Annotated in this window: 13 protein-coding genes; 2 read left to right on the forward strand and 11 right to left on the reverse strand. The window is 73.1% G+C overall.

Features of this window, described 5'->3' with window-relative positions:
• Positions 1-99 precede the first annotated feature (99 nt).
• The 10 genes from ACFXKG_RS22935 to allB all read right to left on the reverse strand — a co-directional run bounded on the left by ACFXKG_RS22935 (position 100) and on the right by allB (position 10824).
• Entirely contained in the window at positions 100-729 is a 630-nt protein-coding gene (locus ACFXKG_RS22935; RefSeq protein WP_384842033.1) for a hypothetical protein, read from the reverse strand.
• Complete coding sequence (locus tag ACFXKG_RS22940) at positions 726-1883, reverse strand: ROK family glucokinase (protein ID WP_382885580.1); 1158 nt, start codon at positions 1881-1883, stop codon at positions 726-728. The genes ACFXKG_RS22935 and ACFXKG_RS22940 overlap by 4 nt, the downstream gene beginning before the upstream one ends.
• Before the next feature lie 274 nt (positions 1884-2157).
• Complete coding sequence (locus ACFXKG_RS22945) at positions 2158-2973, reverse strand: ATP-binding cassette domain-containing protein (protein WP_384842038.1); 816 nt, start codon at positions 2971-2973, stop codon at positions 2158-2160.
• Entirely contained in the window at positions 2970-3974 is a 1005-nt protein-coding gene (locus tag ACFXKG_RS22950; RefSeq protein ID WP_384842372.1) for an ABC transporter permease, read from the reverse strand. The genes ACFXKG_RS22945 and ACFXKG_RS22950 overlap by 4 nt, the downstream gene beginning before the upstream one ends.
• A gap of 107 nt (positions 3975-4081) precedes the next feature.
• Entirely contained in the window at positions 4082-5098 is a 1017-nt protein-coding gene (locus ACFXKG_RS22955; protein ID WP_384842041.1) for a sugar ABC transporter substrate-binding protein, read from the reverse strand.
• Positions 5099-5271: 173 nt separating this feature from the next.
• Positions 5272-5991 carry a GntR family transcriptional regulator gene (locus ACFXKG_RS22960; protein ID WP_384842375.1) on the reverse strand — a complete coding sequence of 240 codons (720 nt, stop codon included), beginning with the start codon at positions 5989-5991 and terminating at the stop codon, positions 5272-5274.
• 186 nt (positions 5992-6177) lie between these two features.
• On the reverse strand, positions 6178-6864 hold the full coding sequence (locus tag ACFXKG_RS22965; RefSeq protein ID WP_384842044.1) for a response regulator: 687 nt from the start codon (positions 6862-6864) through the stop codon (positions 6178-6180).
• Complete coding sequence (locus tag ACFXKG_RS22970) at positions 6861-8087, reverse strand: sensor histidine kinase (protein WP_384842047.1); 1227 nt, start codon at positions 8085-8087, stop codon at positions 6861-6863. Before ACFXKG_RS22970 ends, ACFXKG_RS22965 begins: the two co-directional genes overlap by 4 nt.
• Positions 8088-8254: 167 nt before the next feature.
• Positions 8255-9451: an allantoicase gene (gene alc, locus ACFXKG_RS22975; RefSeq protein ID WP_384842378.1), complete on the reverse strand. Its 1197-nt coding sequence runs from the start codon at positions 9449-9451 to the stop codon at positions 8255-8257.
• A complete protein-coding gene (gene allB / locus ACFXKG_RS22980; protein WP_384842050.1) occupies positions 9448-10824 on the reverse strand; it encodes an allantoinase AllB in 1377 nt (458 codons plus the stop codon). The genes alc and allB overlap by 4 nt, the downstream gene beginning before the upstream one ends.
• Before the next feature lie 277 nt (positions 10825-11101).
• Between allB and ACFXKG_RS22985 the strand changes: the two genes are divergently transcribed.
• On the forward strand, positions 11102-11914 hold the full coding sequence (locus ACFXKG_RS22985; RefSeq protein ID WP_384842053.1) for an IclR family transcriptional regulator: 813 nt from the start codon (positions 11102-11104) through the stop codon (positions 11912-11914).
• 10 nt (positions 11915-11924) lie between these two features.
• Here the strand turns inward: ACFXKG_RS22985 and ACFXKG_RS22990 are convergent, their stop codons facing one another.
• Positions 11925-12245, reverse strand: coding sequence for a DUF5955 family protein (locus tag ACFXKG_RS22990; RefSeq protein WP_384842056.1), 321 nt, complete (start codon positions 12243-12245; stop codon positions 11925-11927).
• A gap of 282 nt (positions 12246-12527) precedes the next feature.
• Here ACFXKG_RS22990 and ACFXKG_RS22995 point away from each other — a divergent pair, with 282 nt between their 5' ends.
• Complete coding sequence (locus ACFXKG_RS22995; protein WP_384842059.1) at positions 12528-13187, forward strand: NTP transferase domain-containing protein; 660 nt, start codon at positions 12528-12530, stop codon at positions 13185-13187.
• Positions 13188-13189 lie beyond the last annotated feature (2 nt).

Genomic DNA, 13189 nt, shown 5'->3' on the forward strand with positions numbered 1-13189 from the left:
TACGGCCCGTGGACCGTACGGCCCGGGAGCCGTCGGCGGCGGCCCCCTCCGTCCCGCGTGCCCGTCGCCCGGCAAGAGGCCGCGCAGACTCCAGCCCCCTCACGGGGTGGTGGTGGACACCACGTACACCCGGGGGAATCCGGGGTCGGTGAGGTCCACCACCACGTCCTGGCTGGGGCGCGGGCTCTGCTGCTGGTGGTGGGTGCCCGCCAGGTGGTGGCCGGGGAGGTCGAAGTTCCAGCCGACGGTGCGCCGGTCCCGGGGGGTGATCGTGACAGCGCCGTCCCGGAGCGCCGAGCGGCTCGTCCCCATCTCGGTGAGGAAGGCGTCGAGCCGTCCGGAGGTCACGTCGAACTGGACGTAGAACCTGCTCGTCTTCCAGTTGCTCGTCTCGAAGTAGCGCACCCGGGAGGCGCCCGACGGGATCGGCACCTCGAAGACGCGCCGCTTCATCTTGGAGGGGCGCAGGTCCTGGAGGCCGGTGGCGGCGGACTCGATCTCCTTGTTCCGGCCGCTGTCCCGGCTCTGCCCGGCGGAGATCGCGAGGTATCCGGCCGGGATGCCGATGAGCAGCACGATGACGATCGCCGTCAGCCAGCGCCTGCGGTTGCGGTGGCGGCGGTCCTCGGGCGGCTTCGGTCCCGGCGCCGCCGCCCGCTCCTGGGGCGCCGGTGCGGGGGCCGTTGCGGGGGCCGTCGCGGCGGCCGTGCCCGGCAGGTCCGCGCTCATGACGGCGGCTCCTGACCGGGCCGGGCGGTGCGGATCACCTGCGCGTACCGTTCGTACCGCTCATGGCGCTCCACGCGGCGGCGGTTGGCGCGGCGGAAGCGCCGGGCGACCAGCCGGGAGAGGTCGGCGGCGCCGACCATGCCCGCCTCGGGTCCCAGCTCCGCCTTGGCGATCCGGGCCTCGGGGCGGTAGCCGCGGCCGGTGAGGTGACGGCGGAAGGCGTCCCGCGCCGGGTTGATGAGCAGGTCGTCGGCGGCGCTGACCCCGCCGCCGATGACGAAGCAGGACGGGTCGAGGGCAGCGGCGAGGTTGGCGATGCCGACGCCGAGCCACTGCCCTATGTCCTGGAACAGTTCGACGCACATGGCGTCGCCCTCGCGGGCCAGCTCGGTGATGAGCGGTCCGGTGATCTCCTGGACGTTGCCCTTGACGCGTTCGATGATGTCGTACGCGACCGGTGAGTCGGCGGCGGCCAGCTCCCTGGCCTCCCGTACGAGGGCGTTGCCGGAGCTGTACTGCTCCCAGCAGCCGCGGTTGCCGCACGCGCAGCGGTGGCCGCCGGGCACGACCTGCATGTGGCCGAACTCGCCCGCGACCCCGAACTTGCCGCGCTTGACCCGGCCGTCCTCCAGGATGGCGCCGCCGATGCCGGTGCCCAGGGTGATCATGACGAGATGGTCCTCGCCGCGGCCCGCGCCGAAGCGCCACTCGGCCCAGGCGGCGGTGTTGGCGTCGTTGTCGACCATGACCGGGACGGCGAGCCGGGAGGAGAGCGCGTCCCTGAGGGGCTCGTCACGCCAGGCGAGGTGAGGGGCGAAGAGCACCTTGGAGCGGTCGGCGTCGACCCAGCCGGCCGCGCCGATGCCGACGGCGTGCACGTCGTGGCGGTCGGAGAGGTCGAGTACCAGCTCGACGATGGTGTCCTCGACGACGCGGGGGCTCTTGGACTTGTCCGGCGTCTCGGTCCTGATCTTCTCCAGGATGTTGCCGTCCGGGTCGACGACCCCGGCCATCACCTTCGTACCGCCGATGTCGATGCCGACGGTCGGGACGCGGGGCGCGGTCAGCAGGGAGCGGCGCTCCCGGGTGCCGACGGTCCGCAGGACGGTGGCGCGGGCGGTGCCGCGGTGCGTGAAGTCACGGTACGTACTCATCGGCCCGCTCCTCGTGTGTCGTCCGTCGGATCGGTCGTGCCGTACCGAGTGGGGCGGCGGCTGGGTGCTCGCACGAGTCGTGTCGTCCCTGCGGGGTCGGGGACCGCCAGGCCCGGGCGGGCAGCGGCGGCGGACGGGTGTCCGCCCTGCCAGATTGTGCCATCCGGGGCGCGTGGGGTCGCCGTGCGGCCCGGACGGCGCCGCCGCGCGCCCCGGCGCGTACGCGGGTCGGTGCCCGGCGCGGGCGCGGCGCGGTCACCGGCGCGTACCCCGGTCAGTCCGTGTCCGCCGCCGGGGGGCCCGGGCGCTTCGGAGCGGGGGCGCGCTCCAGCTCATGGCTCAGTTCGGCCAGCTCGGAGCCGCCCGCCATCTGCCGGGTCAGCTCGTCCAGCGTGATCGAGTCCCGGGTGTGGCTGCCCGCCATGGCGCCGCGCTTGAGCAGCACGAAACGGTCACCGACCAGATACGCGTGGTGCGGGTTGTGCGTGATGAGGACCACTCCGAGCCCCGCGTCCCGCGCGGCGGCCACGTACTTGAGGACCACGCCGGACTGCTTGACCCCGAGGGCCGCCGTCGGCTCGTCCAGGACGAGGACCTTGGCGCCGAAGTGGACGGCGCGGGCGATGGCCACGCACTGGCGCTCGCCGCCGGAGAGGGTGCCGATCGGCTGGTCGACGTCGCGCAGGTCGATGCCCATCCGCAGCAGCTCGGCGCGGGTGGTCTCGCGCATCCGCGCCACGTCGAGCCGCTTGAAGGGCCCGTACCCCTTCCGCGGCTCCGAGCCGAGGAAGAAGTTCCGCCAGACCGGCATCAGGGGGACGACGGCGAGGTCCTGGTAGACGGTGGCGATGCCCCGGTCCAGCGCGTCGCGCGGGGAGGAGAGGTCCGCCGGCGCGCCGTCGATCAGGAACTCGCCCGCGTCATGGCCGTGGAGACCGGCGATGATCTTGATGAGGGTGGACTTGCCGGCCCCGTTGTCGCCCAGCACACAGGTGATCTCCCCCGCGTGGACCTCCAGCGAGACGCCCTCCAGGGCCCGGATGTTCCCGTAGTACTTGCTGACGTCGTCCAGTTCGACGAGTGCGGTCATCGTGACGCCTCCGCGCGCTTGCGCACCCACGCGTTGAGCAGGGTGGCCAGAAGGAGCATCGCTCCGAGGAAGAACTTGAACCAGTCCGGGTTCCACTCGGCGTACACGATGCCCTTGCTCGTCATGCCGAAGATGAACGCGCCGACGGCCGAGCCGATCGCCGAGCCGTAGCCGCCGGTGATCAGGCAGCCGCCGATGACGGCCGCGATGATGTAGATCAGCTCGTTGCCGACACCCTCGCCGGACTGGACGACGTCGAACGAGAAGAGCAGGTGCTGCCCCGAGATCCAGGCGCAGAACGCCACGCCCATGTAGAGCAGGATCCTGGTCCGCTGCACCGGTACGCCGACGGCGCGGGCGGCGTCCGCGTTGCCGCCCACCGCGAAGATCCAGTTCCCGAAGCGGGTACGCAGCAGGATCCAGGTGGCGAGCGCGACGAGCCCGGCCCACCACAGGATGGTGACCTTCAGGTCGACGCCGCCGACGGTGAGCTGGGAGGCGAAGAGCGCGCGGGCGGAGGGGAAGCCCTCCATGTCGCTGATCGTCTTGGTCGAGACGGTGCCGCTGACCAGCTTCGTCACACCGAGGTTGAGACCGGTGAGCATCAGGAACGTACCGAGCGTGATGATGAAGCTGGGGAGTTTCGTACGGGTCAGCATGACCCCGTTGAAGACCCCGAAGGCCAGCGTGACCAGCAGCGACACCAGGACGCCGACCCAGACGTTCGCCGTCATCTGGTAGCTGAACATCGAGGAGACCAGCGCGGAGCTGGTCACCATGACCCCGGCGGAGAGGTCGAACTCGCCGCCGATCATCAGCAGCGCCACCGGGACGGCCATGATGCCGATCGTGGACGCCGCGTACAGGACCGTGCCGAAGCTGGAGAGCTGGAGGAACGAGTCCGCGACGAACGCGAAGAAGAGGAAGACGGCCGCCGCGCCGACGACCGAGCCCAGCTCGGGCCGGCCGAGGAGCTTGCGGAGCACGGAGGTGTGCAGCAGGCGTTCGTCCGCGCCGCCGCCGACGCCGCCGGGACCGCCAGGTCCCCTGTCGGCACCGTTTCCGCTGTTGCCACCGGGACGGCTGTCGGCGGGAGGTGCGGAGGCGCTCACCGGGTCCCCCGCTTCGTGTACTCCTCCAGCGCGCCCGCGTCCTTCTGCGTGATGATCTGAGGTCCGGTGAGCACCGGGCGTCCGCCGCCGAGGACATCGGCGTTGTAGCGGTGGAGCCAGAGCAGGTCGACTGCCTCATACCCCTGGAGGTACGGCTGCTGGTCGACGGCGAAGCCGAGGGTGCCGGAGCTCAGCGAGGTGGCGACCTTGGCGTTGAGGTCGAAGGTGTCGATCTCGGCCTTGCTGCCCGCGGTCTCCTTGGCCTTGACGGCGGCGTCCGCGAAGGGCGCCCCCAGGGTGACGACGGCGTCGATGGACCGGTCGGTCTGGAGCTTGGCCTCGACGGACGCCTGTACGTCGGGCATGTTCGTGCCGTCCACGTACAGGTTCTGCATCTCCCCGTCGAAGGTCTTCTTCGCCCCGGCGCAGCGCTGCTCGTGGCCGACGTTGCCCTGTTCGTGGATGACGCAGAGGGCCTTCTTCCGGCCGCGCCGGTCCAGTTCCTCGCCGACGGCCTCGCCGGCGATGGTCTCGTCCTGGCCGATGTGGGTGAGCGCGCCGAACTTCTTGGACTCGGCGGCGCCGGAGTTCACCGTGATCACCGGGATGCCGGCCTTGACGGCCTGCGCGACGACGGCCTTCATCGCGTCGGGCTTGGCGAGCGTGACGATCAGCCCGTCGACCTTCTTGTCGATGTAGGACTGCACGAGCTGCGCCTGCTGCTGGCCCTCGTCGCTGTTGGCGTAGAGGAACTTGATGTTGTCCTTGGCGGCGGCCTGCTTGGCGCCGTTCTGCACGATGTCCCAGAAGGTGTCACCGCTGCCCGAGTGGGTGACCATGGCCACGGTCCACCGGGGCGTGTCCACCGCGGCCCGGCCCTGGGCGGCGGCCTGCCGGGCCCGTTCCTCGGCGCGCTTGCCGCCCGTACTGCTGCATCCGGCGAGGGCCGAGGCCCCGAGCACCGCCGCCAGTACGGCGCTCAGCGCGCGTACCCCTGTCCGAACCCTTGCCACGACCCCGTGCCCTTCTCGCTGTGCTCCTCGGTGCGGCCGGGGCTCGTCCGTACGGAACCCGGCCGCCCAAGTATCGGTCATGGCCGGTCGGGGGGTGGTCGGCGGGTGCCCTGCGGCCCGTACGGGGGCGCGGGGCGGTCGGCGTCACGTGACGGCGCGGCCCGCCGCCAGCGTCACGTACGGACGAGGAGCTGGAACTCGAAGGCGTACCGCGAGGCCCGGTAGATGTGCGAGCCGAACTCCACCGCCCGCCCCGTGTCGTCGAAGGCGGTCCGCTCCATGGTGAGCAGCGGCGCCCCGGCCGGCTCGGTCAGCAGCTCCGCCTCCTCGGCGGTGGCGGCCCGCGCCCCGACCGTCTGGCGCGCGCTGTGCAGGGTGATCCCCGCGGTGCGCAGCATCCGGTAGAGGCCGGTGGCTTCGAGGCGGGGCGTGTCGCAGTCGAGGAGGGCGGCGGGCAGATGGTTGCGCAGATACGCCATCGGCTCGTCGTGCGCGTACCGCAGCCGCTCCACGAGCCGTACCTCCGCGCCCTCCGGGACCCCGAGGGCGGCGGCGACCTCGGCCGTTGCGGGGTGCAGGGTGTTGCGCAGGACGCGGGTGGCGGGGCGCTGGCCGGCCGCCTCCAGGTCGTCGTAGAGGCTGCTCAGCTCCAGCGGGCGCTTGACCTGGCTGTGCACGACCTGGGTGCCGACGCCCCGGCGGCGCACCAGCAGCCCCTTGTCGACGAGGGACTGGATGGCCTGGCGGACGGTCGGGCGGGAGAGTCCGAGCCGGCCCGCGAGGTCGATCTCGTTGCCGAGCAGGCTGCCGGGGGCCAGGCCGCCGCGCTCGATGGCCCCTTCCAGTTGCTGTGCGAGCTGGAAGTAGAGGGGGACGGGGCTGGTGCGGTCCACGGCGAGCCGGAGCGGCGGGGCCTGGTCCGGCCCGGGGTCGGCGCGGGCGGTCGGCTCCTGTCCGGCTCGGGCTGATCTCGGCTGACGGGGCACGGGGCGAGCGTAGTCGCATGCTCTGTTGACGGGAAGTAGAGAAGTCCGGTTGTCAGGACAAAGCCGCGGGACACGGTGACCGGGCCGCCGTGCTCACCCGTCGGGATCCGCGTCGTGCACCAGGAGGGCGATCTGGACCCGGTTGTTGAGGTCGAGCTTGGCCAGGATGCGCGAGACATGGGCCTTGACCGTGGGGACGCTCATGTAGAGACCGGCGGCGATCTCCGCGTTGGACCGGCCCTGGCCGATGGCGAGCGCGACCTCCCGCTCCCGTTCCCCGAGGGCGGCCAGCCGCCGCGCCGCGCTCGCCCGGCGGCCCGTGGCGGAGTGCTCCGCCCCCGGCCCCGCACCCCCGCCGGGGCCCGCCACATGGGTCATCAACTGGCGGGTGACGGCGGGCGAGAGCACCGGGTCACCGGCCGCCACCCGCCGTACGGCGGTGACGATCTCGGTGGGCGGGGTGTCCTTGAGGACGAAACCGGCGGCCCCGGCGCGCAGCGCGCGCACCACCTGTTCGTCGGCGTGGAAGGTGGTCAGGACGAGGACCTCGGGGGCGCCCGGGATCCGCCGCAGGGTCTCCGTGGCGGTCAGCCCGTCCATGACGGGCATCCGGATGTCCATGAGGACGACGTCGGGCGCGGTCCGTTCGACCAGCGCGGCGACCTCGGTGCCGTCGGCCCCCTCCCCCACGATCTCGATGTCCTCGGCCCCGCCGAGCATGAAGGTCAGTCCGGCGCGTACCAGGGGGTCGTCGTCGACGATGATCAGCCTGATGGTCATGCGGCCCACGGTAGCCAAGCGCGGACGGCGAATCCGCCGTCCCCCGTGGGTCCGTGCTCGAACCGGCCGCCCGCCAGCGCGGCCCGCTCCGTCAGCCCGATCAGCCCCTGCCCCGAGCCCGGGACCTTCGCCACCTCGCCCGTGGGCGCGGCGTTGCGCACTTCGAGGGTGAGTCCGTCGCCCGGGGCACCGCTGACCTCGACGGTGGAGTCGGTGCCGGGTGCGTGTTTACGGGCGTTGGTCAGCGCCTCCTGCGCGATGCGGTACGCGGTACGGCCCACGGCGGCGGGCACGGTGGCGGGATCGGCGACCCGGTTGTCGAGGTCGACCTCCATGCCGGCCCTGCGGGACTCGGCGACCAGCTCGTCGAGGGTGACCAGGGTGGGCTGGGGGCGCTCGCCCTCCTCCCCGTCCGGGGCCCGCAGCACGCCGATGATCATGCGCAGGTCCTGGAGGGCCTCGTGGGAGCTGTCCCGGATCACCCCGGCCGCGCGGGCGATCTCGGGCGGCGGCGCGTCCGGCCGGAACTCCAGGGCGCCCGCGTGGACGCTGAGCAGCGTCAGCCGGTGCGCGAGCACGTCGTGCATCTCGCGGGCGATGGCCTCGCGGGCCAGCCGCTGCGCCTGCTCGGCGCGGAGTTCCGCCTCGGCCTCGGCGCGCACCGCCCGCTCGCGCAGCGCGACGACGAGCTGGCGCCGGGCCCGTACGAGCATGCCCCAGCCCACCGCCAGCAGGAGCAGGACCACGGTGGCGACGAGCGCGGTGGTGAAGGAGGTGGTCGGGTCCGGGCGGAGGCACGCCGCGGCGATTCCGGTCACCAGGGCCACCAGGCTGACGATCAGCACGGGGCGGTAGGTCCGGTGCACGGCGACGCAGAACAGGGCGACGAGCGAGGCGCCCCCGGCGAGCGGGGCCACCATGCCCAGGACCGAGAGCGCGACGGCGACTTCCACCGGCCACCGCCGCCGCAGCCAGAGGGCGCAGCAGGCCAGGGTGCCCGCGGTCAGGTCGAAGGCGTCGACCAGCTCGGAGTTGCCGGCCTTCTGGACCGTCTCGACGGCGAGCAGCCCGACGCCCGAGGCGATGACGAACATCAGCGTGTCGATGACCCAGTCGCGCACGGTACGGCGCGGCCGGGCCCGGCCGCGGTCGCCGGGCAGCTCGGGGCCTCGGGGGTCGATCATCTCCGAAGGGAGCAGCCAGGGGTAGTCCGTACGCGTCATACCGAACAAGTTACGCAGGGGAACGGCGGTGCCGCCGCCGCTGTGCGGCGGCGGCTACCAAAGTCGCGCGACTCCCGGCTTTGGTCGCGCCGCCGACTGTCGCCGGTCCGACTTTCGCCGGTCCGGGCTCCGTCGCCGGTCCGACTTTCGCCGGTCCCTCCCCGCGGTCAGCCGCCGAGTTCGCGGTGGCGGGCGGCGAGCCGGGCCGCGCCGCGTTCGGTGAGGGAGCCGAACAGCCGGAGCCGGGAGATCCCGCCGTCGGGGTAGATGTCGATCCGTACGTCGGTCGCGACGGCGGGGACCGGGAGCACGAAGCGGTGGTTGGTGTCGGGCTGGAGGCGGGTCCTGGGAAGGATCTCCGTCCAGCCTCCGGTGCCCGCGGCGCCGTCCCCTCCGCTGCCGGAACCCGTGGCATCGTCCGGGTCCGTACCGGCGTCGCGTACGGAGAGGGCGGCCCATCCCGCCGCGTTGCCCTTGAGGTACGCCGTGTCGATCTCGACGGCGCGGATCTCGCCCTGCCCGGCGAGCCGGTAGCGGATCCAGTCGTTGCCCAGGTCGCGGCGGCGCCGGGTCTCCCAGCCGTCGTCCATCTTCCGGGAGCGGCCCGGGGCGACGGTGTTGGCCGGGGACGAGTAGAAGCGGTCGGAGGCGTCCTCGACGGTGCCGCCGTTCTCCAGGGCGAGCAGGTCGAACGTGCCGAGCGCGGCGAGCCACGCCGGATCGGGCGCGACCTCTCCGTACACCCGCAGCCGGGCGATCCCGCCGTCGGGGTGCTGGTTGACGCGGAGGTGGGTGAAGCGGCGCTCCGCGTCGACCGTGAAGCCGTTGGCGGCGTGGCCGCCGACGGCTGTACGGGGCACGAGCACCGTCCACTTCACCCCGGGGTCGAGCAGTTCCTCGGGGGACGGGGAGCCGGGCAGCGAGACGGCCTCGACGGAGACGGACTGCGGGTAGTTGCCCCGGAAGTGCGCCGTGTCGACGACGATCCCCCGGATCACGCCGGGCGCGCCGAGCCGGACCAGCGCCCAGTCGTGGTCCTCGGGGGCGGGGTGCGGCCGGCCGGCGTCGGTGCCGCGCCGGCGCCGGGTCTCCCAGCCGTCCATGATCTTGCCCTTGTGGCCGAAGTGCTCCGGGTCGAACTCGGCGGGCCCCGGCTTCAGCATGTTCTCGCGCTCGGCGAAGAACTCGTCGTTGGCGGCGAGCACCCCGGCGCCGAGCCGCCGGTCGGCGAGGTCGGTGAGGTGGGTGAAGGGGAGGTCCGCGGTGCGGTGGTCGGTGTACGGGTCGCCCCCGCCGTACGGGCGGGCGTCACCGGTGAAGCGGGCTTGCGGCAGCGTGGGGAGCGGAGCGTCGGACACGGTCAGTTGTTCCTTTCGAGCAGTCGGCCTGAGGGTTCGGCGAGGACGCCGTCCCGGAGGATCCGGGTGCCGCGCAGCCAGGTCGAGGTGACGACGCCGTACAGGGTCCTGCCCGCGTACGCCGTCACCTGGTTGCGGTGGTGCAGCCCGGCCGGGTCGACGGTGAAGGTCCGGTCCGGCGCGAGGACGGTGAGGTCGGCGTCGCGGCCCGCCTCGATGGCGCCCTTGCCGGCCAGTCCGGCGAGCGCGGCGGGGGCCGCCGACATCCAGCGCGCGACGTCCTCCAGGGTGTGGCCGCGCCTGCGGGCCTCGGTCCAGATCGCCGGGAGGCCGAGCTGGAGCGAGGAGATGCCGCCCCACGCGGAGGCGAAGTCGGGGGTCTTGAGGTCGGTGGTGCAGGGTGAGTGGTCGGAGACGACGCAGTCGATCGTGCCGTCGGCGAGCCCCTGCCAGAGCGCGTCCTGGTTGGCGGCCTCGCGGATCGGCGGGCAGCACTTGAACTCGGTGGCGCCGTCGGGGACCTCCTCCGCGGTGAGGGTGAGGAAGTGCGGGCAGGACTCGACGGTGATCCGGACGCCCTCGCTCTTGGCGGCGGCGATCAGCGGCAGGGCGTCGGAGGACGAGAGGTGCAGTACGTGCACCCGGGCGTCCAGCCGCTTCGCCTCGGCGATCAGGCCGGTGATGGCGGCGTTCTCGGCGGCGCGCGGGCGGGAGGCGAGGAAGTCGGCGTAGGCGGGGCCGCCGCGCGCGGGAGCCGCGGCCAGCTCGTGGGGGTCCTCGGCGTGCACGATCAGCAGCCCGCCGAAGCCCGCGATCTCGGTGAGGGCGTGCCCCAGGCGCTCCCGGTCCAGCTCGGGGAACTCCTCGACGCCGGAGGGCGACAGGAAGCACTTGAAGCCGAAGACCCCGGCGTCGTGGAGCGGGCGCAGGTCCTTGACGTTGTCCGGTACGGCGCCGCCCCAGAAGCCCACGTCGACATGGGCCTTGGGGCGGGCCACGTCGCGCTTGACGCGCAGGTGCGCGGCGGTCGTGGTGGGCGGCAGGGAGTTGAGCGGCATGTCGAGCAGCGTGGTGACGCCGCCCGCCGCGGCGGCGCGGGTCGCGGTCCAGAACCCTTCCCACGCGGTGCGGCCCGGGTCGTTCACATGGACGTGGGTGTCGACGAGGCCGGGGAGCACCACATCGTCCCCGACGTCCTCGACCACCGCCGTACCGTCCCGGTCGCCCCGCGGGTCCCCGTACGCGGTCGTGTGCGGGGGGACCGCGTCGTACGGCAGCACCGCCGAGATCCGGCCGTCGGCGACGGCGACGGTGGCGGGCCGTGTCCCCTCGGGCGTGATGACGCGTGTCGAGCGCAGCAGCAGATTCACCTCGGGCACCCGTACTCCTCACCGGCCTCATCAGGCGTGATTCAACGAACTGTTGAAGAAGTCTTCACTTCGGATCGCTCCTCCGTCAAGGTCCCTCAGAGGCAAATATTTCCATGATGTGAAATTCAAATTTCGCCAGCCAGAACACCATACCCACTCAAGGCACTCGTGCACACCCCGGACAAACACCCCCTGACCGGCAGAGACAGCCCATCCCCGACCACCCGCCGGACGGCCGGGACCGGTATAGGCTGCTTGCTTGTCCGCCCGTCCCGAAAGGACCGTTGTGCCGTCGTCCAGCGCCCGCAGCACCGACGCCGCCAGATCAGCCCCCGGCAGCGGTGGCGTCCAGTCCCTTGAGCGCGCCTTCGACCTGCTCGAACGGATGGCGGACGCGGGCGGCGAGGTCGGGCTCAGCGAGCTCTCCGCGGCCAGCGGCCTGCCGCTGCCCACCATCCACCGGCTGATGCGCACCCTGGTGGCGTGCGGCTACGTACGCCAGCAGACGAACCGGCGGTACGCGCTGGGGCCGCGGCTGATCCGGCTCGGCGAGTCGGCGTCGCGGCTGCTCGGCACCTGGGCCAGGCCCTATCTGGCGCGGCTGGTCGAGGAGACCGGCGAGACCGCGAACATGGCGCTGCTCGACGGCGACGAGATCGTGTACGTCGCGCAGGTGCCGTCGAAGCACTCGATGCGGATGTTCACCGAGGTGGGCCGCCGGGTGCTGCCGCACTCCACCGGCGTGGGCAAGGCGCTGCTCGCGGACATCCCGCCCGCGGAGGTCCGCGCCCTGCTGGCCCGTACGGGCATGCCGGCCACCACCGAGAAGACGATCACCACGCCGGACGCCTTCCTCGCGGCCCTGGAGACGGTGCGCGGCGCGGGGTACGCGATCGACGACAACGAGCAGGAGATCGGGGTGCGCTGTCTGGCGGTCCCGGTGCCCGACTCCCCCACCGCCGCGGCGATCTCCATCTCCGGCCCGGCGGGCCGGGTGACGGAGGAGGCCACCGAGCGGATCGTGCCCGTCCTCCAGGAGGTCGCGCGCGATCTCTCGGCGGCGCTGGCGAACACGGCGGCGCAGCAGGCCCAGGGCTGATCCCGGGGCCTCAGAGAGGCCGGCGCGGGACGTCGCCGAAGAGGTCGACGGCGCTCCGTACACCCATCAGCGCCGGCCGCAGCGCGCTGACCGAGCCGATCGAGCCGACGATCAGCAGCAGGGAGCGGCGCATCCGCGGGGTCTCGGGGCTGCCGCTCGCCACCATCGCGGCGAGCGCCGCCAATTCGTCCTCGGCAATCGCGCGGTCCCGGAACTCCGAGCGGTAGACGGCCAGTTCGCGCCGGAGCCGGGCCACGGCGGTACCCAGCTCCGCGACCCTCGGGTCCTCGCCCTGCTCCGCCACCGGCGACTTCCCCACGCTCCGCAACAAAGCTCCCCCTCGCTCTTCCGCCCCGCGTCCCACGGTGCTCCCGCGTGCCGGGCGCGACTCCGTACCGACAGGACGATTCCCCCCTGGCGGTGGTCAATCGCCTGGGTTCGTCGGCAAGTTAACGCCATCGCGCAGGGTAGGCGCCACTCCACGGACCGAATACGGCGGGAAGAGGTCCGGAATACGGAAGGAATTCCCGGTGATCGCCGGCGCACGCGAAATATTCACCGCGCGGAGGGGTGCGAGGGGGCGCCCGGGCGCGCGGTGCGGTAAGCAGACCGCATGTGGGAAACACACGACGACACGGTCCCGGACACCGCCCAGGACGAGCCTCCTCGCAGGGACCCGGACCCGGACCCGCCGGTCGCCGGTCTGCTGCTCGCCGCGGGCGGTGGGCGGCGGCTCGGCGGGCGGCCGAAGGCGCTGCTGACGCACCACGGCCGCCCGCTGGTGGAGCACGCGGCGCGGGGCCTGCGCGACGGGGGGTGCGCGCCGGTGCACGTGGTGCTGGGGGCGGCCGCGCCGGAGGTACGGGAGCGGGCCGTGCTCCCGGACGCCGTCCTGGTCGACAACCCCGGGTGGGCCGACGGCATGGGGTCCTCGCTGCGCGCGGGGCTGGCCTCGCTGGCGGGCACGGGGGCGCGGGCGGCCCTGGTGCTGCTGGTGGACCAGCCGGGGATCGGCGCCGCGGCGGTGGCCCGGATCGTCGCGGCGTACCGGGGTCCCGGGTCGCTGGTGTCCGCGGCGTACGACGGGCGGCGCGGCCACCCCGTGCTCCTCGGCGCGGACCGCTGGGCGGAGATCGCGGCGGACGCGACGGGCGACCGCGGGGCGCGCGCCTATCTGAAGGCGCACGAACCCGAGATCGTCCTGGTGGAGTGCGGGGATGTCGCGCGCCCCCACGACATCGACACGGAGGAGGATCTGTCGCACCTCGCGTAGGC

Origin of the sequence: Streptomyces sp. NPDC059255, assembly GCF_042752355.1 — a bacterium.
GTDB lineage: Bacteria > Actinomycetota > Actinomycetes > Streptomycetales > Streptomycetaceae > Streptomyces.

Bases quoted from the DNA above. Each gene is read 5' to 3' on its own strand.
- ACFXKG_RS22935 (WP_384842033.1), bottom strand. From the start codon at position 729: ATGAGCGCGGACCTGCCGGGCACGGCCGCCGCGACGGCCCCCGCAACG.
- ACFXKG_RS22940 (WP_382885580.1), bottom strand. From the start codon at position 1,883: ATGAGTACGTACCGTGACTTCACGCACCGCGGCACCGCCCGCGCCACC.
- ACFXKG_RS22945 (WP_384842038.1), bottom strand. From the start codon at position 2,973: ATGACCGCACTCGTCGAACTGGACGACGTCAGCAAGTACTACGGGAAC.
- ACFXKG_RS22965 (WP_384842044.1), bottom strand. From the start codon at position 6,864: ATGACCATCAGGCTGATCATCGTCGACGACGACCCCCTGGTACGCGCC.
- ACFXKG_RS22970 (WP_384842047.1), bottom strand. From the start codon at position 8,087: ATGACGCGTACGGACTACCCCTGGCTGCTCCCTTCGGAGATGATCGAC.
- ACFXKG_RS22995 (WP_384842059.1), top strand. From the start codon at position 12,528: ATGTGGGAAACACACGACGACACGGTCCCGGACACCGCCCAGGACGAG.